Annotated in this window: 16 protein-coding genes and 1 pseudogene; 9 read left to right on the top strand and 8 right to left on the bottom strand. The window is 63.4% G+C overall.

Translation table 11 applies throughout. The annotated features are described in order from the left end of the window. Positions 1 to 177 precede the first annotated feature (177 nt). From ACIP1G_RS18475 to ACIP1G_RS18460, 4 genes are all read left to right on the top strand, one after another. A complete protein-coding gene (locus ACIP1G_RS18475; RefSeq protein WP_400739637.1) occupies positions 178 to 4,005 on the top strand; it encodes a dermonecrotic toxin domain-containing protein in 3,828 nt (1,275 codons plus the stop codon). Between the two features lie 149 nt (positions 4,006 to 4,154). Further along, on the top strand, positions 4,155 to 5,774 hold the full coding sequence (locus tag ACIP1G_RS18470; RefSeq protein ID WP_400739635.1) for an NADP-dependent glyceraldehyde-3-phosphate dehydrogenase: 1,620 nt from the start codon (positions 4,155 to 4,157) through the stop codon (positions 5,772 to 5,774). A 110-nt stretch (positions 5,775 to 5,884) separates the two neighbouring features. Then, positions 5,885 to 6,352, top strand: a complete 468-nt coding sequence (locus ACIP1G_RS18465) for a VOC family protein (protein WP_025752945.1) — start codon at positions 5,885 to 5,887, stop codon at positions 6,350 to 6,352. 63 nt (positions 6,353 to 6,415) lie between these two features. Then, on the top strand, positions 6,416 to 7,597 hold the full coding sequence (locus tag ACIP1G_RS18460; protein ID WP_400739632.1) for a hypothetical protein: 1,182 nt from the start codon (positions 6,416 to 6,418) through the stop codon (positions 7,595 to 7,597). A gap of 685 nt (positions 7,598 to 8,282) precedes the next feature. Here the strand turns inward: ACIP1G_RS18460 and ilvA are convergent. From ilvA to ACIP1G_RS18440, 4 genes are all read right to left on the bottom strand, one after another. Then, positions 8,283 to 9,845 carry a threonine ammonia-lyase, biosynthetic gene (gene ilvA / locus ACIP1G_RS18455; protein WP_400739629.1) on the bottom strand — a complete coding sequence of 521 codons (1,563 nt, stop codon included), beginning with the start codon at positions 9,843 to 9,845 and terminating at the stop codon, positions 8,283 to 8,285. Between the two features lie 181 nt (positions 9,846 to 10,026). Then, positions 10,027 to 10,458 carry a PACE efflux transporter gene (locus tag ACIP1G_RS18450; RefSeq protein ID WP_400739626.1) on the bottom strand — a complete coding sequence of 144 codons (432 nt, stop codon included), beginning with the start codon at positions 10,456 to 10,458 and terminating at the stop codon, positions 10,027 to 10,029. Between the two features lie 90 nt (positions 10,459 to 10,548). Beyond that, on the bottom strand, positions 10,549 to 11,847 hold the full coding sequence (locus ACIP1G_RS18445) for an ATP-binding protein (protein ID WP_400739623.1): 1,299 nt from the start codon (positions 11,845 to 11,847) through the stop codon (positions 10,549 to 10,551). Positions 11,848 to 11,853: 6 nt separating this feature from the next. Next, on the bottom strand, positions 11,854 to 12,555 hold the full coding sequence (locus ACIP1G_RS18440) for a response regulator (RefSeq protein ID WP_400739622.1): 702 nt from the start codon (positions 12,553 to 12,555) through the stop codon (positions 11,854 to 11,856). A gap of 225 nt (positions 12,556 to 12,780) precedes the next feature. On the opposite strand from ACIP1G_RS18440, the gene ACIP1G_RS18435 reads away from it, so the two are divergent. The 5 genes and pseudogenes from ACIP1G_RS18435 to mobA all read left to right on the top strand — a co-directional run bounded on the left by ACIP1G_RS18435 (position 12,781) and on the right by mobA (position 18,710). Next, a complete protein-coding gene (locus ACIP1G_RS18435; RefSeq protein ID WP_400739619.1) occupies positions 12,781 to 13,956 on the top strand; it encodes an efflux RND transporter periplasmic adaptor subunit in 1,176 nt (391 codons plus the stop codon). Positions 13,957 to 13,967: 11 nt separating this feature from the next. Then, positions 13,968 to 17,114 (top strand): multidrug efflux RND transporter permease subunit, encoded by a 3,147-nt coding sequence (locus ACIP1G_RS18430; RefSeq protein WP_400739616.1) that lies wholly within the window; start codon positions 13,968 to 13,970, stop codon positions 17,112 to 17,114. A gap of 43 nt (positions 17,115 to 17,157) precedes the next feature. Then, complete coding sequence (locus ACIP1G_RS18425) at positions 17,158 to 17,427, top strand: hypothetical protein (protein ID WP_400739615.1); 270 nt, start codon at positions 17,158 to 17,160, stop codon at positions 17,425 to 17,427. After that, positions 17,424 to 18,152: pseudogene (locus tag ACIP1G_RS18420) on the top strand (Fic/DOC family protein); the annotation flags it as partial. The gene ACIP1G_RS18425 and the pseudogene ACIP1G_RS18420, both read left to right, overlap by 4 nt. A gap of 42 nt (positions 18,153 to 18,194) precedes the next feature. Beyond that, on the top strand, positions 18,195 to 18,710 hold the full coding sequence (mobA, locus tag ACIP1G_RS18415) for a molybdenum cofactor guanylyltransferase MobA (protein WP_400739669.1): 516 nt from the start codon (positions 18,195 to 18,197) through the stop codon (positions 18,708 to 18,710). A 67-nt stretch (positions 18,711 to 18,777) separates the two neighbouring features. On the opposite strand, the gene ACIP1G_RS18410 is transcribed toward mobA, so the two are convergent. From ACIP1G_RS18410 to peaB, 4 genes are all read right to left on the bottom strand, one after another. Then, positions 18,778 to 20,451: a fatty acid CoA ligase family protein gene (locus ACIP1G_RS18410; protein WP_400739613.1), complete on the bottom strand. Its 1,674-nt coding sequence runs from the start codon at positions 20,449 to 20,451 to the stop codon at positions 18,778 to 18,780. 207 nt (positions 20,452 to 20,658) lie between these two features. Continuing rightward, a complete protein-coding gene (peaD, locus tag ACIP1G_RS18405; RefSeq protein WP_400739611.1) occupies positions 20,659 to 21,780 on the bottom strand; it encodes a quinohemoprotein amine dehydrogenase subunit beta in 1,122 nt (373 codons plus the stop codon). A gap of 32 nt (positions 21,781 to 21,812) precedes the next feature. Further along, the gene (gene qhpC, locus ACIP1G_RS18400) at positions 21,813 to 22,136 is read right to left on the bottom strand and encodes a quinohemoprotein amine dehydrogenase subunit gamma (RefSeq protein ID WP_346643600.1); all 324 of its coding nucleotides are present in this window, start codon (positions 22,134 to 22,136) and stop codon (positions 21,813 to 21,815) included. A 1-nt stretch (position 22,137) separates the two neighbouring features. Then, the gene (gene peaB, locus ACIP1G_RS18395; protein WP_400739608.1) at positions 22,138 to 23,568 is read right to left on the bottom strand and encodes a quinohemoprotein amine dehydrogenase maturation protein; all 1,431 of its coding nucleotides are present in this window, start codon (positions 23,566 to 23,568) and stop codon (positions 22,138 to 22,140) included. Between the last annotated feature and the right edge of the window lie 21 nt (positions 23,569 to 23,589).

Genomic DNA, 23,589 nt, shown 5'->3' with positions numbered 1-23,589 from the left:
ATCTTCTTCGACGTCCTGTGAAGTGCTCTATGGGGCTATCGGGAAAGGAGCGTAGTTCAGCAATGCCGGCCCGACTAGCACTTGGCTAGATACATAGCCACCCGCGCCATACCCCGTTACCACTTCGCTATCGAGAATTAGCGTTTGATGCCCTTTTTGCACGAAAGGAGCATCGACATGCCTGCCAAAAACCCGCATCAAGCCTTGCTTGCGGCCCAACTGCCGCACTGGGCCCGCCAGGCAACGCCCAAGCACTGGGCCGCGTTGAAGCAAACCCAGGTAGCCCCTTGGCATGAGCAGGACTGGTTTGCCAACGCAGCCCCCCACCTGCGCGAAGCAGTGCTCGCCAGCCAGGCGCGCCTGCTGAGTGCCCAGGCAGCCTTGGCCAAATCCCTCAAAGGCCTCAAGCAGATCAATGAGTTCGCCGAGCCGTTGCTACAAGCCCACCTTGCCGAGCAAGGTTTCAACCCGCCACTGCGGGGTAGCGAATTACTGCGGGTTGAACGTATCTGGCACTGGGTTGGCCTGCGCTATCTCTACAGCCATCGTTGCGACAACCTGTTACAGGCCGCCCTGCAGAACTTCGCCGACGACGAGGTGTTCACCCCGCAGAGTGCCATTGCCCTGAGCGGCAACATCCAGGTCATACCCATTCAGGTTCAGGGCTCTGCCCCCATCGGCATGCAGGCACCTATGGCGCACTTTCCGCTAGCCTCGGAGCAGTACCACGTTGCACCCCTGCCACTTGCGCCTGCCACGTTCGCCACGCTCTGCCGCGAACTGGACCTGGGTGGCCGCTACCAAACGCATCTGCAACAACACTTCACTCACCCCAAGGTCCGCGAGCAAGCCATAAAGGTGCAAAAAGACCGCCTGCGCCTGGCGGGCGACCTCGCTTACCTGCGCCACCTGCTTGACGGCACCACGCGCGATCAGCTCGAACAGTTGCTGCAAGGTGGCAACGTGAAGTGCTGGCAACTGGCGCTGTTCGGCACTGTCCTGCACGAAGTCATGCTGATTGACGCCGGCAGCACGGGGTTGGCACTGTACTTGCCCGGCCATGATCCGGCCCTGCGCCAATGCAATGACCTTGAAGCGGTGCATGATGCACTGGCGACCTTGCTGCTGGAGCCCGATGCCCGCCAGGTGTTCACTGCCTACATCACGCAGGATGAGCGCGCGCATTTCCTCGACCTGCTGCAACAAAACCTGGACGCCTCCGGCAGTGCTGCCTACGACCGCCCCTGGCAGCGCGCAGCGCACGCAGACTTGCGCCCTACGCGCCAGGCCATCACGGCAGAGCCTTTCGGCTATTACCAGGATCTGCACCTGGCCCGCCTAAAGCATGAGGCCAGCCTGGTCGCAGTACCGACCGCGACGGCGGATGCCAACGCGCGGGCCAGACGCCTGGAGGAATGGCAGAACCTTGGCTGGGACGTACTCAATGTTGCCGGGTTCTTCATACCAAGCGTGGGAACCTTGATGCTGGCAGTCACGGCGTGCCAATTGCTAGGCGAAGCCTTCGAAGGCTACGAAGCCTGGCAGGAGGGTGACCGCCACCTGGCGCTGCGTCACCTGGAAGCGGTCGGCCTGAACCTGGCGATGATGGGCGGCTTCGTAGCGGCAGGCCACGTGGTACCCAAACTGTTCAGCAGCCCGTTGATGGAGCGTTTGCAGGAAGTGCGCAGCAACGACGGGCACTACAAGCTTTGGCGCGGGGACCTTGCCCCCTACCGCAGTCGTGAGGTGTTGCCAGGCAACCTGCAAGCCAATGCGCAAGGCCAGTACCTGTACGAGGGGCGGTACTTCATCCGCATGGGGGGCCACCTCTACGAGCAACATTTCGACAGCACAGTGCAGCAGTGGCGCATCTTCCACCCGGATACACCCGATGCCTGGCAACCGCCGCTGGAGCACAATGCGCAAGGCGCCTGGCGCGGCCAGCATGAGCAACCCGGCCAATGGTCATTCACCGAGCTGGTGCGCCGTTTGGGCGAGCAGTACGCGGCGTTCACCCCTGAGCAGCTGAAGCAGGCCAGCCGTATCTGTGGCGTCGATGCCGAGCGCTTGCGCCAGGTGCACCTGCAAGGCCAGCCAACGCCGCCGCTGTTGCTGGATACCCTGCAGCGCATGGCGGCGCAGGCCGAGGTAGAAGCATCGGCCGCAGAGGCGCCGCTGGATATGTTCGAGCATTTGTACAACGGCCGCGCGCCCATCGCCCCGCCAGCGCAACAATTGCTCGCGGCCTACCCTCGCCTTTCCCCCGCCCTGGCCAGGCGCTTGCTGGCGCCGCTGGACCAAGCTGAAGCACTCGCCTGGCAACAGCACGGCGAACTGCCGGCAGTGGTTCGCCAACAGATCGAACAGGTCCACCACGAACTGCCCCTGGTGCGCGCATTGGAAGGCGTGTTGCAACCGGCCCGAGCCAGCACCGGCAGCGAACGCTTGCTGTTCAGCGCACTCGATGCCATGCCCGACTGGCCTGATGACCTGCGCCTGGAGCTGCGCGCCGCGAGCCCGGAAGGCCCAAGGCTGGATTACACTGGCAGCGAACAGGCCAGCACCAGATACCAGGTGATCAAGTCTGTCGAAGGCTATGAGGCCGACCTCGGTGACCGCCCCGCGCCCACCAAGCGTGATCAGGACCTGTGCCGTGCGGTGGAACAGGCGCTCCCACGCCAAATACGCAAAGCCCTTGGTATCGCTGAAGCAGACGGCAGTGTACTGCGCCAGCGTGTGCTGGCATGGGTGGATAAGCATCGCCCGGAACTGCCGCAACGGCTATGGGGGCAGCGCGCCCTGCGGCGCAACCCCCAAGGCTGGCTGCGCGGTGGCCGCCCCCTGGCGCCGCTACCTGCGGCCCCGCGCCAGACGGACTCGCTAATTGCAGCCTACCGTCGTATTTTCCCCGCTGCCAGCGATGCGGAATTCGCCGGATGGCTGGGCGACGAGGAGGAAGCGCCCAACTTGTTCGACATGCGCTCTGGCACCGAGCGCCTGCGCGACCTGCAACAGCGCCTGGATGCCCTGCGCCGCGATCTGCAGGCATGGGCACGGCCCGACCCTGCCCACCCGCACCAGCGCCACCTCGCCATCCGCCCGATCATCAACGCCTGGCGCCGCCTTTCCAGCTTGCCATTCGGGCGCGATGGACGCCTCCACAGCCTCGACCTGGCCAGCCTGAACCTGCGTAACGAAGATCTTGCCAGTCTCGCCCTACCCAACGATTTCGCTCATATCGGGCACATTTCTCTCAGCAACAACCCCGTGCTCAGCCACCTGCCAGCTGCATTCTACGAGCGCTTCCCCAACCTCAGGCGCCTGCTCCTGACCAGCTGCCGTTTCGACCAGCTGCCTTGCCTGGCACACCCTGAACGGCTGCACTGGCTCGACCTGGAGAGCAACCGCATGACCTGGGATGTGCAGGCACAGCAAACGCTCAACCAGTACAGTGAACTCGGCGTGCTTGATCTGACCGATAACCCGCTACTTGTGCCACCCGACTTGAGCTGGCTTCCCGAACTTAAAACCTTGTTCCTGACTGGCTGTTCGCTTACCGAACTGCCACGGGGCCTGGACCTCGTCAGCGAGCCATTGATGCTGGATCTTTCGGCCAACCAGTTCCAGCAATTGCCTGCTGCGTTCAACGTTTCGCGTCCTGTCGCCAACGCCCTGCGTCTTGAAAGCGAGTGGCTGGGCGAGCCAGCGCTGGCCCAGATCGAAGCCTACAACGCAACTCACCAGGTGGACCTGCTGGTCAGCGAAAGTGACTATCTGGAGTTCTTTGCCAACACAGGCCCCGCAGAAACGGCGCTGTGGCAACGTTTGCCACTGCAATACCGCCGCGACCTGCGGCCATTGCTGGACCGCGAGCCCTTTCTGTCACACCCGAATCAGGCCCGCCGGGAGTTCTGGCGGCGGCTGGCCGTGATCGACACAGACCCCGTTCTACGCGATGAGTGGCTCACCCACCCTCCTTACAACCTGTTCAACCTGCCACTTTGACACCACCAATGCAGTGCCTGTCCTCCTACCAGCAGGCACTGCCGCCCATGTTGAGCCAGACTGGTGTTTTTCCGGCGGCCGGTGCATGCTGCAAGCTGAAGCGTTTCACCTGGCTCAAAACCCGCCCAGCAATGTGAGGTGCAGTACCCATGGACCGTCTGCTCGATTCACTCTTCCCCAGCGCCGAGAACATCCCCGAAACCTGGCGCCTGGGAGCCCCACTGGAACAACGCGACTACCTGGTCAATGGTGAGCTCAGGCGCTGGGACGGGCCGCTGGCCACTGTGCGCAGCCCAGTCTGGCTCAAAGAGGGCGACGAAGAACGCCAGGTGATACTGGGCAGCGCCCCGCTGCTCGATGCCGACACCGCGCTCACCGCCCTCGACGCCGCCGTGCAAGCCTACGACAAGGGCCGTGGCGCCTGGCCGAACATGCGCGTGGCCGAGCGTATCCAGCACGTCGAAACCTTCCTGGCGCGCATGCGTGAACAGCGCCAGGCCGTGGTCAAGCTGCTGATGTGGGAAATCGGCAAGAACCTCAAGGACTCGGAAAAGGAATTCGACCGTACCTGCGACTACATCGTCGACACCATCAACGCCCTCAAGGACCTCGACCGCCGCTCCAGCCGCTTCGAGCTGGAACAGGGCACCCTCGGCCAGATCCGCCGTGCGCCGCTGGGCGTGGCCCTGTGCATGGGGCCGTACAACTACCCGCTCAACGAAACCTTCACCACGCTGATCCCGGCGCTGATCATGGGCAACACCGTGGTGTTCAAGCCGGCCAAGTTCGGCGTGCTGCTGATTCGCCCGTTGCTTGAAGCGTTCCGTGACAGCTTCCCGCCGGGGGTAATCAACGTCATCTATGGGCGTGGCCGCGAAACCGTGAGCGCGCTGATGGCCAGCGGCAAGGTCGACGTGTTCGCCTTCATCGGCACGCACAAGGCCGCCAGCGACCTGAAAAAACTGCACCCACGCCCGCACCGCCTGCGCGCAGCACTGGGCCTGGACGCCAAGAACCCGGGCATCGTCCTGCCGCAGGTCGACCTCGACAACGCCGTCGAAGAGGCGGTCACCGGCGCGCTGTCGTTCAACGGCCAGCGCTGCACGGCATTGAAGATCTTGTTCGTCCACGAGGATGTGGTGGATGCGTTCCTCGACAAATTCCAGCGCAAGCTGGCCGCGCTCAAGCCCGGCATGCCGTGGGAGCCTGGTGTGGCGCTGACACCACTGCCCGAGCAGGGCAAGGTCGACTACCTCGACAGCCTGGTCGCCGATGCCACGGCCAAAGGCGCCAAGGTGCTCAACGAAGGCGGCGGCAACAGCCGTGGCTCGTTCTTCTACCCCGCCCTGCTGTACCCGGTGAACCACAGCATGCGCGTGTACCACGAAGAGCAGTTCGGGCCGCTGGTGCCGGTGGTGCCCTACCGCGACCTGCAGACAGTGGTCGACTATGTGCTGGATTCCGACTACGGCCAGCAACTGAGCCTGTTCGGCAACGACCCGGCGACCATCGGCAGCCTGGTTGACACCTTCGCCAACCAGGTCGGGCGCATCAACATCAACGCGCAATGCCAGCGCGGCCCGGACACCTACCCGTTCAACGGTCGCAAGAACAGCGCCGAAGGCACCCTGTCGGTGCATGACGCCTTGCGCGTGTTCTCTATCCGTACCTTGGTCGCAACGCGCTTCCAGGAGGCCAACAAGGAACTGATCAGCGAGATCATCCGCAACCGCCAGTCGAGCTTCCTGACCACCGACTACATCTTCTGACGGCCGCACTTATAGAGAATCGTTCTAGCGCCGCTGTCGATTTTCCATTTGTGCAAACGACTCTAAGCAACAGGGCGCCAACCGGCGCCCACTGCAAAGGAGAGTTGAACATGGCAGCCAAACCCATCCCCGAAGGCCAGCACAGCATCACCCCGTACCTGGCCATCAACGACGCCGCCAAGGCCATCGAGTTCTACAAACAGGCCTTTGGCGCGGTAGAAATGTTTCGCCTCGACGCCCCGGGTGGCCGCGTCGGCCATGCCGAACTGAAGATTGGCGATTCTTCGCTGATGCTCGGTGACCCCTGCGACATGGAAGGTGGCCTCACCGCCAGCCAGAAGCTCAGCGGCGCAGGCGTGGGCCTGCACTTGTACGTCGAGGACTGCGACAAGGTCTACGCCCAGGCCCTGGCGGCCGGTGGCACCCAGTTGCACCCCTTGACCGACCAGTTCTACGGCGACCGCAGCGGCACCCTGAAAGACCCGTTCGGCAACATCTGGTTCGTTTCCACCCACAAGGAGGACCTCACCCCCGACGAAATTCGCGCCCGTGCCGCGAAGATGTTCGGCGGCAACTGAGCGGCAAGTTGAAAGCGGCGCGACTTTGCTTGAAGCTTGGGGCTCGTAGCTTGGAGCTGCTTCATGCGAATCATCGACAAAACCGCCGCCCAGGTGCGCAGCCTGACCCCCGCCGAAGAGGAGTTGCTGGTTGGCTTTGCCACCGGCAGCCTCGTCGGCCCACGCCTGCTGCAGGCCAACCAGCTGCTGATGAAAGTGCGCAACGCCAACCAGTGGCTGGCCTGTGATTGCCGCACCGATGCGTTGCCGGTGCTCAACGTCACCCTCAATGGCAACACCGGCACGCTGTTCCTCAAGAACAACCCGGGCACCGCCGAGCATGCACCCGGCTGCCCGTTCACCAAGGACGAACGGGAAGCCGCCGAGCGCGAAAACGACCCCGAGCCCCCTGCTGCCTGGCTGCCGCCCGACACACCTTTGCGCCTGATCGGCGACTTTCGCGCTGCCACCCCCAGTGCTGGCAGCGATGGCAGCGAGCGGCGTGAACAGCAGCGGCTTTTGTCGCTGCTGCTGACCTGGCTCGAAACCAGCGGCCTGAACCTGTATGCCACCCACCTGAAAAAGGACCTGACCACGCAATTTGCCGAATTGCGCAGCGTGGCCGGCCGCTACCCGCTGCTAGAGCGGGTACCCGCCAGCAACTACCTGGAAACCCGCCTGGACATGAAGCACATGCTGATGCTCAAGTCCCGCCTGCGCGAAGCCACGGTGTTCGGCAACCACCGCCGCCACGGCCTGCTGCTGGACTGCGTCGACCAGATCAAAGGCCGCAAGTTGTTCAACAACCGCAGTGAAGACGGCTTCGACTTCCAGGGGCACCACCTGTACTGGGGCGGCAACCGCACCAGCGGGCCATTGCTGGCGCTGATGCTTTACTCGCCGACCAGTGCCGGCAGCCACTACTACGAGCTGATCCATGTGGCCAGCGTGCCGGTGCTATCACGCGCCCACCTGTTCCCGGTGTATCGCGATGAAGAACGCGAGCCGCTCAAGGCCCTGGTGTCGTTGATTGACTGGATGGCCAGCAAGGGCGTCAAGGTGCAGATGCGTCGCCCGGTGATCGGTGGCCAAGTGATGGACGAACTGGTAATGACCTCGGATCAGGACCGGGTGCTATCGGTGTCGCTGCTGGAGCAGCCGATCGGCCCCGAGCCGGATGCCGAGAACTTCAAGCGCTACGCCGATTTCAAGAGCCTGGAAACCTTCCGCAAGTTCGTCGCAGGTTTCTTCATGCGCGAGCGCTGAACCGTGTGGGAGCGGGTTTACCCGCGAATGCGATGGCGGCTGCAACCGCGAACGACCAGGGATATTGGCCCGCAGGCCCGGCCTCTTCGCGGGTGAACCCGCTCCTACAACGGGCTGTACCGAACCCGCGATTCAGGTGTACACCACCGACCAATGTAGGAGCGGGTTCACCCGCGAATGCGGTGGTGCCTGCAACCGCGAACGGCCAGGAATATTGGCCCGCAGGCACAGCCTCTTCGCGGGTGAACCCGCTCCTACAACGGGCTGTACCGAACCCGCGATTCAGGTATACACCAACGACCAATGTAGGAGCGGGTTCACCCGCGAATGCGGTGGCGGCTGCAACCGCGAACGGCCAGGGATATTGGCCCGCAGGCCCGGCCTCTTCGCGGGTGAACCCGCTCCTACAACGGGCTGTACCGAACCCGCGATTCAGGTATACACCACCGACCAATGTAGGAGCGGGTTCACCCGCGAATGCGGTGGTGCCTGCAACCGCGAACGGCCAGGGAAATTGGCCCGCAGGCCCGGCCTCTTCGCGGGTGAACCCGCTCCTACAACGGGCTGTAAAACCCGCGAGGTCGGTGTGCACCACCAATCAATGTAGGAGCGGGTTTACCCGCGAATGCGGTGGCGCCTGCAACGGTGAAGATTCGGGAAATTGCATTCGCCACAAAAACCGGACTCAGCCGAGGAACAGCTTGTACGCCGGGTTCTCCGTCTCATCCCAATACCGATACCCCATTTCATCCAGCGCCAGTGGCAACCCCGCCAACTCCTCCCCCGGCACTTCCAGCGCGGCAAACACCCGCGCCTCCGCCGCACCATGGTTGCGGTAATGGAACAGGCTGATGTTCCAACGCTTGCCCAACCGCTCCAAAAAGCCCAGCAACGCCCCCGGCCGCTCCGGGAACTCGAAACGCAGCACCCGCTCATCAGCCCCCGGCGCGGCATGGCCACCCACGGTATGGCGCACATGCAGCTTGGCCAGCTCGTTATCGGTCAGGTCCAGCACGCTGTAACCCTGCTCACGCAAGCTGGCCAGCAATTGCTCGCGCGGGTCGTGCACAGGGTGGGTCTGCACCCCGACGAACAAGCGCGCCTCCTTGCCAGGGTAATAGCGGTAGTTGAATTCGGTGATCTGCCGCTTGCCAAGCGCCTGGCAGAAGGCGCGGAAGCTGCCTGGTTGTTCCGGGATGGTGACAGCGATGATCGCCTCGCGCTGCTCGCCCAGTTCGGCGCGCTCGGCCACATGGCGCAAGCGGTCAAAGTTCACGTTGGCCCCAGAGTCGATAGCCACCAGGGTTTGCCCCTGCACGCCGTTGCGCCCCACGTACTTCTTGATCCCGGCCACGGCCAGGGCTCCAGACGGCTCGGTGATAGAACGGGTATCGTCGTAGATGTCCTTGATCGCCGCACACAGCTCGTCACTGCTCACCGTCACCACCTCATCGACGAAGTGCCGACACAGCTCGAAACAATGGGCGCCGATCTGCGCCACCGCCACGCCATCGGCAAAGGTACCGACCTGCGGCAGGATCACCCGTTCACCAGCGGCCATGGCAGCCTGCAGGCAATTGGAGTCCTCTGGCTCGACGCCGATCACCTTCACCTCCGGGCGCAGGTATTTCACGTAGGCGGCGATACCGGCGATCAAGCCACCGCCCCCCACCGGCACGAAGATGGCATCCAGCGCACCCGGGCGCTGGCGGAGGATTTCCATGGCCACGGTGCCCTGCCCGGCGATCACATCCGGGTCATCGAACGGTGGCACGAAGGTGGCGCCTTCGCTGTCGGCCAGTTTCAGCGCGTGGGCCAGCGCATGCGGGAAGCTTTCACCGTGCAGCACCACATGCCCGCCGCGCGAACGCACGCCTTCCACTTTCAGCGATGGCGTGGTGGTAGGCATGACGATGGTGGCCTTCATGCCCAGGTGCGATGCCGCCATGGCCACACCCTGGGCATGGTTACCTGCTGATGCAGTAATCACCCCACGCTCGCGCTGCGCGCTGCTCAGGCGTGACAGGCGGGTGTAGGCGCCGCGGATCTTGAACGAGAAAGTAGGCTGCAGGTCTTCACGCTTGAGCAACACCTGGTTGCCCAGGCTGGCAGACAAAGCAGGCGCGGCTTGCAGGGGCGTTTCGATGGCCAGGTCGTACACCGGCGCGGCAAGAATGCGCCGCACCTGCTCCGACAGCAGTTGCTGGGGGGTGACAGTAGTACGCGGGGTGACGCTGAAGCTGGTCATCGATGACTCCTTGGCTGTTTTCACGTTGCCCAGGAGTCAGAGAGAACAAACCCGCCTCCAGGGCGGGTTCGGTGCACGTACGCGCTAGCCCGCCAAGCTGATAATGGCGGTAATAATAATGGCGTTCACGTGCGGGAATGTATTCATGGGGTAGGAACTTAGCCTGCCGCGCGGTTGCAAGTCAACACTTTGCCTGCTGCGCCGAAAGCGGCACATCGAACACCTTGTCGAAGCCCCACTGGAAGACAAAGGCATAAACGAAGAAGAACACAAACAACGCCAGGTTGGTCAGCAAGGCCGCCCACAGGCTCACGTCCAGCCAGTACGCCACCAGCGGCAGCAGGATCAGCACCAGCCCGCCTTCGAAGCCCAAGGCATGCAGCAGGCGCCGCATGAAGGTGCGCTCACGCTGGTGCTGGCGCGCCTCCCAGCGCTCGAACGCCCAGTTGAAGGCCATGTTCCAACTCATGGCGATACCCGACATCAGCACCGACAGCACGGTCGACTGCGCCATGCCAGCGCCAAACGCCAGCTCCAGCGCGGGCGCCACACAGGCGACGGCGATGGCTTCGTAAAGAATGGCCTGGACGATCTTGCGTGCCTTGCCTTGCATGTTCAGCTCCCTGGGTAAACGACCTTTAAAACTACAAGAAGTAGCCCACAAGAAAAAGCCTGAAATGAAGAGGCCGGCCCTGCCAACCCATCACCCAGCAGGCAACCGAATCCGGAACTGCGCCCCACCCAGCGCCGACTGCGCCACGGTCAGGGTCCCACCCTGCCCCTCGATCGCCCGACGGCTGATCGCCAGCCCCAGCCCAAACCCGCCGGTGTTACGGTCACGACTACGGTCCAACCGATAGAACGGCTGGAAGATCCGCTCCCGCTCCTCCACCGGAATGCCAATCCCGTCATCCTCAACCGTCAGCAAGCAGCCGCCATCCGCTTCCAGGCGCAAGCGCAGCAACAAACTCTCGTCGCAATAGCGCATGGCATTACGCACCAGGTTCTGCACCGCCCGCGCCGTCAGCCGCGGGTCCAGCACAAACCGCGGCAAATCGCCCTCGGCCTGCACTTCCCACTGTATACCCCGGCTATCGAGTTCCTCGGCAAAGCCGCCCAGCACGCTATCGACCAGTTCCAGCAACGACACCTCGACCCGCTCGCGGGCCTGGTCGGCGTTGTACAGCCGGCTATAGGACAGCAGTTCCAGCACAAGTTCATCCAGCTCGCGCACATGCCCCACCAGCTCCAGCAGGCGCTTGCGGCTGGCCGGTGGCACTTCGTCGAACAGCAGCACCAGGCCAAAGTCCAGCCGGGTCAGTGGCGTGCGCAACTCATGCGACACCGCATTGAGCAGCTCGCGCTGCTGGTTGACGTGGCGCTCCAGGTCACTGGCCATGGTGTCGAACACCCCGGCCAGCTCACCGATGTTGGAATGCGGCGAGATATGCGTACGCTCGGCCATCTGCCCCTGGCCCAGGCGTCGGGCGGTTTCCTTCAGGCGTTCCAGGTCGCGCCAGTGCGGCCATACCCACAGCAGCAGGCAACCGAGCATGGCCGCACCGATCAGCACGGTCACACCCCACGACAGCACGTTGATGTCCAGCGGGTCTGGCGGAGAATGCAGGCGCACCAGCCATTCCTTGTCGAGCGGCGCCAGCACGGTCTCGTAGTAACCCCAGTCGGCAATCCGCACGGCGTAAAGGCCATGCTCCAGGCGTGCCTGTTCTTCTTCGCTCAGGTCGGCCTGGTCCACGCGCAGCAGTTGCAGTTGCAGTGGCGCGAAATCATCGGCCAGCTCTTGTTCCACCACTGGCCACTGCTCGCGCGGCGCCTGGCGGAACTGGCGCACGATCAACGACTGCACGCCCTTGGCCTGGTCCAGGTTGTAGGCCATGAAGCGGTCATGGAACAGGCCGACGATGGTGTCAGGGATGAACAGCAGTGCACCGGCGTAGGCGACGATGATCACCAGGTACAACCGCACCAGGATCTTGAGCATGGCCGGTCAGCACTCCCACTCGACGCGGCTGAACAGGTAGCCCTTGCCCCACACGGTCTTGATCTTGCGTGCTTCACCGGCGTTGTCGTCGAACTTGCGGCGCAACTTGGAGATGGCCACGTCCACCGAACGGTCGGTGCCGTTGAACTCGATACCGCGCAGTTGCTGCAGGATACGGTCGCGGTTCATGACCTCGCCGGCATTGCGCGCCAGCACCACCAGCAGGTTGTACTCGCCGCTGGACAACTCCACCTCTTCGCCGCGCCAGCTCACCGTGCGCTCGGCCAAGTCGATGCGCAGGCCACCGATCAGGATCAGGTCGTTGTCCAGGCGCGGTTCGTTGACGCTGCTACGGCGCAGCAGGGTGCGCACACGGGCCAGCAGCACGCGGGGCTCGCAGGGTTTGGTCACATAGTCGTCGGCGCCCATTTCCAGGCCCAGCACCTGGTCATGGCTGTCGTCACGGGCGGTCAGCATCAGGATAGGCAGGCTCTGCGACTCCTGGCGCAGCAGGCGGCACAGCTGCAGGCCATCGATACCCGGCAGCATCAGGTCGAGGATGACCAGGTCGGGCTTTTGCCGGCGGTACTCGTCCAGCACATGATCGCCACGGGCGATCACCTGGACATGGAAGGCATTGCGTTGCAGGTAGCTGGCGATCAGCTCGGACAGGGCGCTGTCGTCTTCGACCAGGAAAATATTCGGCATAGGCGGATCAAATCTGGGTTGAGGTATGCCCATGTCGGCCCCTGTGCGATACCTGTGGGAGCGGGTTCACCCGCGAAGAGGCCGGCACAGGAATACTCAGGATATAGAACACTGCCCCACCACAGGATTGTTCTTCACACTTTTTCACACTCGCCCTACAGGTATTAACAGCCGCCCAGGCAACGCCTGCCGTAGCATATACCCGGTCATCATCGGAAGATCCGCATGCCTACTACCCTCCCCCCGCGCCTGCGCCCGTTGGCGCTCCTGGCGTTCATGAGCCTGGCCCTGGCCGGCTGCAGCGACAGCACCGAGCAAGACGAACAGGCCCCCATCCCGCAAGTGCGGGTGGAAACCCTGCAATTGCAGCCCCTGGCCATCAGCAGTGAACTCAGCGGCCGTATCCTCGCGCCGCGCACCGCCGAAGTGCGTGCGCGGGTCGCGGGCGTGGTACTCAAGCGGGTGTATCGTGAAGGCAGCGACGTCAAGCAGGGCGATGTGCTGTTCCTGATCGACCCGGCACCGTTCAAGGCCGACCACGACAGCGCCCGCGCCACCCTGGCCAAGGCCCAGGCCACCCTGTACCAGGCCCGATTGCAGGAGCAGCGCTACCGCGAGCTGGTCGACGACAAGGCCGTCAGCCGCCAGGAATACGACAACGCCAAGGCCAGCTTCATGCAGGCTGATGCCGCCGTGGCCGAAGCCAAGGCCGCGCTGGAGCGTGCCCGCCTGAACCTTGGCTACGCCACCGTGACCGCGCCGATTTCCGGCCGCATCGGCCGCGCCCAGGTCACCGAAGGCGCGCTGGTCGGGCAGAACGAGACCACCCCGCTGGCGACCATCCAGCAACTGGACCCGATCCATGCCGATGTCACCCAGTCCACCCGCGAGCTCAACGCCCTTCGCCGTGCCCTGCGCGCAGGCGAGCTGCAACAGGTTGGCGACGGCCAGGCCCGCGCCACGCTGATCCAGGACGATGGCAGCGCCTACCCGCTGCCCGGCAAGCTGCTGTTCTCCGACATCAGCGTCGACCCAAGCACCAACCAGATCACCCTGCGCAGCGAGTTCCCCAACCCGGACCTCGACCTGTTGCCTGGCAGCTATGTGCGCGTGCGCCTGGAGCAGGCCGTGCAACCCAAGGGCCTGAGCGTGCCGCAGCGCGCCATCCTGCGTGACAGCGCCGGCGTACCCAAGGTGCTGGTGGTCGACCAGCAAGCCCGGGTCAGCGACCGCCAGGTGGTGCTGGGCAGCGCCCAAGGCGACCGCTGGGTCGTCAGCGAAGGCCTGGCCCCCGGCGAGCGGGTGGTGGTCGAGGGCCTGCAACACGTCAAGGCCGGTGACCGGGTGCAGGTCGACAACGCATCCAAGGCGCCGCCTATCGCACAGCACACCGGCCAGTGAGGGCCTGATTCATGCCGCAATTCTTCATCGACCGCCCGGTATTCGCCTGGGTGGTCGCGCTGTTCATCCTGCTGGCCGGCGCGCTGGCCATCCCGCAACTGCCGGTGGCCCAATACCCCAACGTAGCGCCGCCGCAGGTGGAGATCTACGCCGTGTACCCAGGCGCCTCGGCGGCGACCATGGACGAAAGCGTGGTCAGCCTGATCGAGCAGGAGCTCAACGGCGCCGACAACCTGCTGTACTTCGAGTCGCAGAGCAGCCTGGGCAGCGCCACCATCACCGCCACTTTCGCCCCAGGCACCAACCCGGACCTGGCCCAGGTCGACGTGCAAAACCGCCTGAAAGTGGTCGAGTCGCGCCTGCCGCGTCCGGTTACCCAGCAGGGCCTGCAGGTGGAGAAGGTGTCCACCGGCTTCCTGCTGCTGGCCACCCTCACCTCCGAAGACGGCAAGCTCGACGAAACCGCGCTGTCGGACATCCTCGCGCGCAACGTGATGGATGAAATCCGCCGCCTCAAGGGCGTCGGCAAGGCCCAGCTGTATGGCTCCGAGCGTGCCATGCGTATCTGGATCGACTCACGCAAGCTGATCGGCTTCAACCTCACACCCAATGACGTGGCCGAAGCCATCGCCGGCCAGAACGCCCAGGTCGCGCCCGGCAGCATCGGTGACCTGCCCAGCCGCAGCACCCAGGAAATCACTGCCAACGTGGTGGTCAAGGGCCAGCTGAGCAGCCCCGAGGAGTTCGCCGCCATTGTCCTGCGCGCCAACCCGGACGGCTCCACCGTCACCATCGGTGATGTCGCCCGGGTCGAGATCGGTGCCCAGGAATACCAGTACGGCACGCGCCTGAACGGCAAGCCGGCCACCGCCTTCAGCGTGCAGCTTTCACCCGGCGCCAACGCCATGGAAACTGCCGAGCTGGTACGCGCGAAGATGAAAGACCTGGCACGCTACTTCCCGGAAGGCGTCAAGTACGACATCCCCTACGACACCTCGCCGTTCGTCAAAGTGTCGATCGAACAGGTCATCACCACCCTGTTCGAAGCCATGCTGCTGGTGTTCGCGGTGATGTTCCTGTTCCTGCAGAACCTGCGCTATACGCTGATCCCGACCCTGGTGGTACCGGTGGCGCTGATGGGCACCTTTGCCGTGATGCTGGCCATGGGTTTCTCGGTCAACGTGCTGACCCTGTTCGGCATGGTGCTGGCCATCGGCATCCTGGTCGACGATGCCATCGTGGTGGTGGAAAACGTCGAGCGGATCATGGCCGAAGAAGGCCTGCCGCCCAAAGAGGCCACGCGCAAGGCCATGGGCCAAATCAGCGGCGCAATCATCGGCATCACCCTGGTGCTGGTGGCGGTGTTCCTGCCCATGGCCTTCATGCAGGGATCGGTGGGGGTGATCTACCAGCAGTTCTCGGTGTCGATGGCGGTGTCGATCCTGTTCTCGGCGTTCCTGGCCCTCAGCCTGACCCCAGCGCTGTGCGCCACCCTGCTCAAGCCCGTGGCCAAGGGTGAGCACCATGAACGCAAGGGCTTCTTCGGCTGGTTCAACCGCCGTTTCGAAAGCATGAGCAACGGCTACCAGCGTTGGGTGGTGCTAGCACTCAAGCGCAGCGGCCGTTACCTGCTGCTGTACGCGGTGCTGCTGGCGGTGCTGGGCTATGGCTTCAGCCAGCTGCCCACGGCGTTTCTGCCCACCGAAGACCAGGGTTACACCATCACCGACATCCAGCTGCCACCCGGCGCCAGCCGCATGCGCACCGAGCAGGTGGCCGCGCAGATCGAGGCGCACAACGCCGAAGAGCCAGGCGTGGGTAATACCACGTTGATCCTTGGTTTCAGCTTCTCCGGTAGCGGGCAGAACGCGGCGCTGGCCTTTACCACGCTCAAGGACTGGTCCGAGCGCGGTGCCGACGACAGTGCCCAGTCGATCGCCGACCGCGCGACCATGGCCTTCAGCCAGCTCAAGGACGCCATCGCCTTCTCGGTATTGCCACCCCCTATCGACGGCCTGGGCGAGTCGACCGGCTTCGAGTTCCGCCTGCAGGACCGTGGCGGCATGGGCCACACCGAACTGATGGCGGCCCGTGACCAGCTGCTGGAAAGCGCCGGCAAAAGCAAGCTGCTGACCAACGTGCGCGAAGCTTCGCTGGCGGAGAGCCCGCAGGTGCAGCTGGAAATCGACCGCCGCCAGGCCAATGCCCTGGGCGTGTCGTTCGCCGATATCGGCACGGTGCTGGACGTGGCCGTGGGCTCCAGCTACGTCAACGACTTCCCCAACCAGGGCCGCATGCAGCGGGTGGTGGTGCAGGCCGAAGGCGACCAGCGCAGCCAGGTCCAGGACCTGCTTAAAATCCATGTACGCAACAACAGCGGCAAGATGGTACCGCTGGGCGCGTTCGTCCAGGCCAAGTGGGTCAGCGGCCCGGTGCAGCTGACCCGCTACAACGGCTATCCGGCGGTGTCGATTTCCGGCGAGCCTGCGGCCGGCTACAGCTCGGGGGAGGCCATGGCCGAAATCGAGCGCCTGGTGGCGCAGCTGCCAGCCGGTGCCGGCCTGGAATGGACCGGTCTGTCGCTGCAAGAGCGGCTGTCCGGTAGCCAGGCACCGATGCTGATGGCGCTGTCGTTGCTGGTGGTGTTCCTGTGCCTGGCGGCGCTGTACGAAAGCTGGTCGATCCCCACTGCCGTACTGCTGGTGGTACCGCTCGGCGTACTCGGCGCGGTGCTGGCGGTGACCCTGCGTGGCATGCCCAACGACGTGTTCTTCAAGGTTGGCCTGATTACCCTGATCGGCCTGTCGGCAAAGAACGCCATCCTCATCATCGAGTTCGCCAAGCACCTGGTCGACCAGGGGGTGGACGCTGTCGACGCCGCCGTGCAGGCCGCGCGCCTGCGCCTGCGGCCGATCGTGATGACCTCGCTGGCGTTCATCCTCGGCGTGGTGCCACTGGCCATCGCCAGCGGCGCCAGCTCGGCCAGCCAGCAGGCCATCGGCACCGGGGTGATCGGCGGCATGCTCAGCGCCACCCTGGCGGTGGTGTTTGTGCCGGTGTTCTTCGTGGTAGTGATGCGCTTTGCGGGGCGCAAAAAAGCTGCCATTGAGGCTACTGGCCAACTAGATAACGCCGTGGATGGCAGCCCGCACGGGTAAAAGTCGGTGTGTTAATATTGCTGGCATCGGTGGAGGAGCTGAAATGACACAAGCCCGCGATGCCAGCATCAAAAGCCAGGTCCTGGAACTTGCCAAACAGCATGGTGTTACCAGTGAAAAGGACCGTTTCAGCGACCTGGCAACGACGATCACTCGTATGTCGGGTGATATTGTCACCCTCGACGACATCGAAAGAATGCTGGTTTCGCTCAAGAAAAAAGGTGTTCTCACCAAGCGGCAGATTCTTGAGCTGGAAGCCCGTTATTTAAATGAAGCTCCTGAATACGGCAATGGGCGAAAGATCAGCGCATGATGTTCGATCCCTTCAACGATTTTCAGTCCGCAGGTTACCTGCGAAACGTCTTCAAGCTCAAAGACCCTGCACAAATCAAAAAAATGGAGCACCTGGCGTTTGAATCCAGCCTGGAAGACGCCATTTTCCTGCTATCCAATTGTCAGCACATCACCTACCAGACCTTGTTGGAGCTGCATCAACTACTGTTCTCGGACTTCTATCCCTGGGCCGGCAAGGACCGCGCCGAACTTGTGCCAAGACTGGCGGTATTCAAGGGAACAGACAATGATCCGCGGCATACCGCATTCTGCCCTCCCGACCAGATCCAACACTGGGCATCCCATGCGCTGAAACTTGGGCAAGACCAGCAGCGGCTCAGGCAGCACCCGGGCGAAGTACTCGGGCTATTGGCCGATGCGCATCCATTTCTGGACGGTAACGGCCGAACGATACTGCTGGTGTTCATGGAGCTCTGTCATCGTGCCGGTTTTGCCATCGACTGGTCTCGCACCATCAAGGATGACTACCTCTCGGCCTTGAGCACTGAAATCAACCATCCCTCGAAAGGTCATCTGGATAAATACCTGAAGCCCTTCCTGATAGATGTTTCGCATAGAGCGCAATGGCCAGAGATGATTGGCGCAATCCAAGGACTGGATGGGCTGGACAAAGAAAACATCAGGTATGAAAGCCTGGACGATCCAGAAGTGCAGAAGCTTTATCACGCTTATCGCTCCCTGCCGCCTTGCTCTCTGTTGATCCTTGCCGGTGGCCGCGGGCAGCGCATGGGTGGCCGTGACAAGGGCTTGATCGACTGGCAAAACGAGCCACTGGTGGCGCATGTGCACCGTGTGGTGCGGCCGCTGTGCGACGACCTGGTGATTTCCTGCAACCGCAATCAGGATGCCTACCGGGCGTATGCCGACCAGTTGGTGGGCGATGCCGAGGCGGACTTCCCGGGGCCGCTGGCGGGGGTGATTGCCGGGCTCAAGGTGGCACGGCATGAATGGGTGGTGGTGCTGGCTTGCGATGCGCCGCTGGTTGACCGGGCGCTGATCGAGGACCTGCTGCGTGTGGCAGCAGCTGATGACTGCGCCGCCATGGTGCGCCAGGGGGGCTATTGGCAGCCGATGTTCAGCGTGCTGCCGCGCCGGGTGTTGCCGGTGCTGGAACAGGCCTGGGCCGAGGGGGAGCGGAGTTTGCAGAAGGCCTTGCTGCGCGACAAGGTCCAGGCGCTGGAATGTGCAGAGGGTGATCGCCGGTTGAGCAACTTCAACAGCCCGGAGTTGCTACAGGGCTGAGACTATCTGTTGCCTGTACCGGCCTCTTCGCGGGTAAACCCGCGAAGAGGCCGGTACAGGCAATACATCACCCGGCAGACAACTCCTCGATACTGATCTCGCGCATCCTGAATTTCTGCACCTTGCCCGTCACCGTCATCGGGAACTCGTCGACAAAGCGGAAGTACCGGGGCACCTTGAAGTGCGCAATCCGCGCCTTCGCCCACTCGCGCAGTTCCTCTTCGCTGGCGGTATGCCCCGGGTGCAGCCGCACCCAGGCCACGATCTCTTCACCATACTTGCTGCACGGCACACCAATCACCTGCACATCGGCCACCGCCGGGTGGGTGAAGAAGAACTCCTCCAGTTCGCGCGGGTAGATGTTCTCCCCCCCGCGAATGATCATGTCCTTGCTGCGCCCGACGATACGCACGTAGCCCTGCTCGTCCATCACCGCCAGGTCACCGGTGTGCATCCAGCCTTCTTCATCGATGCTCTCGGCCGTGGCCTTGGGGTTGTTCCAGTAACCCAGCATCACGCTGTAGCCGCGCGTGCACAGCTCGCCGATTTCGCCACGCGGCACGGTATTGCCGTCGGTGTCTACTACCTTGTTCTCCAGCCGTGGCTGGGTGCGGCCAACGCTGGTCACGCGACGTTCCAGGTCATCAGTGGCACCGGTCTGCAGCGACACCGGGCTGGTCTCGGTCATGCCATAGGCAATCTGCACCTCAGCCATGTGCATCTCGCCGATCACCCGGCGCATCACTTCGATCGGGCAAGTCGCACCGGCCATGATCCCGGTACGCAGGCTCGACAGGTCGAATTCACCGCGCTGCGGGTGGTCCAGTTCGGCAATGAACATGGTCGGCACGCCATACAGCGCAGTGGCCTTTTCCTCTGCCACCGCGCGCAGCGTGGCCAGCGGGTCGAAGGCATCGTTGGGGTAGATCAGGGTGCTGCCGTGGGTCATGCAGCCGAGGTTGGCCATGACCATGCCGAAACAATGGTACAGCGGCACCGGTACCACCAACCGGTCATGCTCGGTAAGGCCCAGGCTTTCACCGACCATGTAGCCGTTGTTGAGGATGTTGCTGTGGCTGAGGGTGGCGCCTTTGGGGAAACCGGTGGTGCCCGAGGTGTACTGGATGTTGATCGGGTCGTCGCTGCGCAGTTGTGCCTGGCGTTCGGCCAGGGCTTCACGGCTGACGGCGTCTGCACGGGCTTGCAGGTCGTGCCAGGCGAGGAAGCCCGGCGGTGGCGCGACGGCCAGGCTGACCACGCCGCGCAGCTCCGGGAAGCGCTCGCAGATCAGGGCGCCCGGTTGGCCGTTGGCCAGGCCAGGGATAAGGCCCAGCAGCATGGCGTGGTAATCGGAGGTCTTGAATGCATCGGCGCAGATGATCCAGCGGCAGCCGGACTGGCCGAGGGCGTAATCCAGTTCGCTGGAGCGGTAGGCCGGGTTGATATTGACCAGGATCGCACCGACCTTGGCGCTGGCGAACTGGGTGATGCACCATTCGGCGCAGTTGGGTGCCCAGATGCCCAAGCGGTCACCGGGCTGCACACCCAGGGCCATCAACGCGCGGGCGTGCTGGTCGACGGCCTCGGCCAGTTGTTGCCAGGTGTAGCGCAGGGCCTGGTGGCGGACTACCAGGGCTTCGCGGTTGGGGAAGCGGGCGACGGTGGTGTCGAAGGCGTCGCCGATGCATTGGGTCAGCAGGGGCTTGGCCTGGTTGCCCTGGGAATAGCTTGGCTGAGGCATGGGCGATCTCTTGTTGTTTTTGTGTTGTCTGTGCCGGCCTCTTCGCGGGTAAACCCGCTCCTACAAGGGGCGCGGCGCTTTCTTGGTTTTTGTGTTATTTGTGCCGGCCTCTTCGCGGGTAAACCCGCTCCCACAGGATCACCACAGGTCTGAAAATTGTGGGATGCCTGTGGGAGCGGGTTTACCCGCGAAGAAGCACACACCGGTTTAACGGACGAACACCTGCGGTGTAGTGGTAGACATGTCACCACCCGGCAACTTGATGTTCTTCACCTTTTCCAGCGTATCCGGGTTGAACACCGCCAGGTCGTTGAAGGTGCCGCCCAGGTACAGCTTGTCGCCCTTCTTGTCGAAGGTGACGCAGTAGTAGGTGTGCTCCAGATTAGCCGCCTTGATCAGCTTGCGCTCCTTGATGTCGTACTTGGCCAGCCGGTTGAGCACGCCGTAGATCTGGTTCGGGTCCTTGGGCGAACGCAGGCCGGTGAAGTACAGCTCGGTCAGGTCGGCAAATTCCTGGGTATGGGTCTTGCCGGTCTTCAGGTCGACACTGAGGTAGCCGTACAGCAACTCGGCCTCGTTCGGGTCCTGCTTGGCATCCTTGAACTTGGCAATGGTGTACAGCATCGAGAACTCGTGGCGCGGGTTCTGGTGCGGCCAGAAGTACAGCACGTCCGGGGCGCTGTAGCCTTTGCGGTTCCAGTTGCGCAGCGGCAAGGCCACCGTGTACTTGCCGGTCTTCACGTCCATCTTGTAGATGTCCGGCCCAGCGAAATACAGGGTGCCATCGTCGGAAGTGCGCATCAGGTACACCTGGCGCGGCATCGGGAAGGTGCGTACCGGCTTGGCCTCAAGGCCATCGGCGGTGCTGAACACCTCCAGCCGTGGCGGCTTGACCACGTAGTGGTCGTTCAGGCGCTGGGTCGGGTTGACCGTGGCGTACACTTCCTTGCCGTCCGGGCTGATGGCGAACGAGTACATCGAGCGGCCCACTTCGCCCGCCACGCTGGACAAGTTGGCGTGGAAGGTGTTCTTGCAGGTGTCCAGGTCGATGCCGTAGATGTCGCCGTAGTGGTTGTTGAGCACGTAGGCGGTGCGGTTGTCCGGCGCCATCATCGCGGTGCCGGGGCCGAACTTGTCGGGCATTACACAGCTCTTGTACACCGTGTCAGTGGCCACATCGACCACATGCAGGTTGTTCGGGTAGTTGGTCACGATCATGTATTCGTGGCCAGCCTTCAGCGCCGGCCCGGTGTCGTCGGCCTGTGCCAGCCCGGCACAAGCCATGGCGGCGATGGTGAGCGCGAGTGGCGCGCAGCGTCCAGCTTTCATGCGGTTTCCCCTTGTCATTCTTGTTGGGCCGGTCACTTGTCTTTCGGGAACACGGTGCCGAGGTTGCGCCAGTCTTCCTGGGAATTGCTCGCCTGGGCGTTCCATTCCTGGTAGGTGCTCATCATGTCCGGCACCTGGGCCGGCCACCAGCAAGGGTCGGAGCAGCCATACAGGTCGGCTTCCATCGGCTGGCACAGCGAACTCACGCCGCCAAAGGCGTCCACTTCCCAACCCGGGTCGGTGGTAGCGGTGCAGCCAGCCACTGCGCTCATGGCCATGACTTCTTCCACGCGGTCTTCGGCGGCGGCCTGTTCGAGGATGCGCGCCTTGTTGTTCAGGGGCTTCAAGTGCTTCATGTCAGTGCGCCTTCCGCGGGGTGATGTAGCGGTCGATGAAGGCCGGGTTGGCGGCCATGATGCGGCTGTAGACCTCGATGCCGAAGTCGACCCAGTCGCGCATCAGTTCGCAGTAGTGGTAGGTCGGGTGCTGCGGGTCGCCGTAGCGGGCGTAGCTCTCGTGGTAGCAGCCACCGGAGCACAGGTTGCGGATGCGGCAGCTTTCGCAGCCGGTGTTGCTGCGGTCCAGGCGCTGCGACAGGAAGTCGTTGAGCTGTGCCTGCTTCACGCCCTGGTGCACGTTGCCGAAGGTCGGCAGGTTGGACCCGGTGAAGCGGTGGCACAGGTTCAATTCGCCCTTGTGGTCCACCGCCAGCATCTTCAGCCCGGCACCGCACGGCAGGGCCTTCTTGTGGCCCTCGTGGATGTCGGTGATCAGCTGGTGCAGGTTGGAGAAGCCGATGTTGCGGTGCTCCAGTGCCGCCTCCAGGTACTTGCGGCCCAGCGCTTTCATGTTGGCGAACACCTGCACCAGCTCTTCGCCAGTGAGGTTGAAGTCGGCCATGTCGCCCGAGGTAACCGGGGCAAAGCCGACTTCGGCAAAGCCCATTTCGTTGAACAGGTGGTTCCAGATGGTCTCGACGTCGGTGATGCCACGGGTCAGCGTGACCCGCGCGCCCACCGGGCGGCTGGTGTAGCGCGACAGCAGCAGGTCGGCCTTGCGCCGCACCACGTCATAGGTGCCCTGCCCGCCCAAGGTGATGCGGTTGCGGTCGTGCACGGTCTTCGGGCCGTCGATGCTGATCGACAGGCCGAAGCGGTGGGCGTTGAGCCAGTCAATGATCTCTTCGGTAAGCAAGGTGGCGTTGGTGGTCATGATGAACTCCACCTGCTTGCCCGCCTCGGCAAAACGCCGCTCGCAGTAGGCCACCATGTGCTCGATCAACGGCCGGTTGGACAGCGGCTCGCCACCGAAGAACACCACGCTGTAGCGTTCCTCGTTGGGCGATTCCTTGAGCAGCATCTCTACCGAGGCTTCGGCCGTATCAGTGCTCATCTTCTTGCCGGCGGACGGTTTGTCCAGGTCTTCCTTGTAGCAATAGGTGCAGCTGAGGTTGCAGCCGGTGTTGACGTTGAGCACCACGGTGTTCAGCGCGGTGCGCTCGACCTGCTTGAGGGCGATTTCCGGGGTCAGCGGCGAGCCGTCGCTGACCAGCTCCAGCGCGATCAGCTCGCGCAGGGTGTCCTGGATATCGTCGCCGGCAAACTGCTGGCCAAGGCGCTGCATCAGCTCCTCGGCCGAGCAGCCTTGCTGGCGCAAGGCGTCGATGATGCTGCCGGTCACCGCATCGGTGGCAAACAGCGAACTGCTGGGAATATGGAACAGCATGCGGTCGGCATCGACCTGCACTTCATGCAGGTTGCGTTCGACCAGGTTCAGTAGTACGCCCATGGCGACCTCCCGATAATCGAT

The organism is Pseudomonas sp. NPDC089392, from assembly GCF_044749595.1.
GTDB lineage: Bacteria > Pseudomonadota > Gammaproteobacteria > Pseudomonadales > Pseudomonadaceae > Aquipseudomonas.
Note: the sequence above shows the minus strand (reverse complement) of the source record. Positions and strands in the feature narration are given on the sequence as shown.

Coding starts and splice junctions, on each gene's coding strand:
- ACIP1G_RS18475 (WP_400739637.1), top strand. CDS start 178: ATGCCTGCCAAAAACCCGCATCAAGCCTTGCTTGCGGCCCAACTGCCG.
- ACIP1G_RS18470 (WP_400739635.1), top strand. CDS start 4,155: ATGGACCGTCTGCTCGATTCACTCTTCCCCAGCGCCGAGAACATCCCC.
- ACIP1G_RS18465 (WP_025752945.1), top strand. CDS start 5,885: ATGGCAGCCAAACCCATCCCCGAAGGCCAGCACAGCATCACCCCGTAC.
- ACIP1G_RS18460 (WP_400739632.1), top strand. CDS start 6,416: ATGCGAATCATCGACAAAACCGCCGCCCAGGTGCGCAGCCTGACCCCC.
- ilvA (WP_400739629.1), bottom strand. CDS start 9,845: ATGACCAGCTTCAGCGTCACCCCGCGTACTACTGTCACCCCCCAGCAA.
- ACIP1G_RS18450 (WP_400739626.1), bottom strand. CDS start 10,458: ATGCAAGGCAAGGCACGCAAGATCGTCCAGGCCATTCTTTACGAAGCC.
- ACIP1G_RS18445 (WP_400739623.1), bottom strand. CDS start 11,847: ATGCTCAAGATCCTGGTGCGGTTGTACCTGGTGATCATCGTCGCCTAC.
- ACIP1G_RS18440 (WP_400739622.1), bottom strand. CDS start 12,555: ATGCCGAATATTTTCCTGGTCGAAGACGACAGCGCCCTGTCCGAGCTG.
- ACIP1G_RS18435 (WP_400739619.1), top strand. CDS start 12,781: ATGCCTACTACCCTCCCCCCGCGCCTGCGCCCGTTGGCGCTCCTGGCG.
- ACIP1G_RS18430 (WP_400739616.1), top strand. CDS start 13,968: ATGCCGCAATTCTTCATCGACCGCCCGGTATTCGCCTGGGTGGTCGCG.
- ACIP1G_RS18425 (WP_400739615.1), top strand. CDS start 17,158: ATGACACAAGCCCGCGATGCCAGCATCAAAAGCCAGGTCCTGGAACTT.
- mobA (WP_400739669.1), top strand. CDS start 18,195: ATGGGTGGCCGTGACAAGGGCTTGATCGACTGGCAAAACGAGCCACTG.
- ACIP1G_RS18410 (WP_400739613.1), bottom strand. CDS start 20,451: ATGCCTCAGCCAAGCTATTCCCAGGGCAACCAGGCCAAGCCCCTGCTG.
- peaD (WP_400739611.1), bottom strand. CDS start 21,780: ATGAAAGCTGGACGCTGCGCGCCACTCGCGCTCACCATCGCCGCCATG.
- qhpC (WP_346643600.1), bottom strand. CDS start 22,136: ATGAAGCACTTGAAGCCCCTGAACAACAAGGCGCGCATCCTCGAACAG.
- peaB (WP_400739608.1), bottom strand. CDS start 23,568: ATGGGCGTACTACTGAACCTGGTCGAACGCAACCTGCATGAAGTGCAG.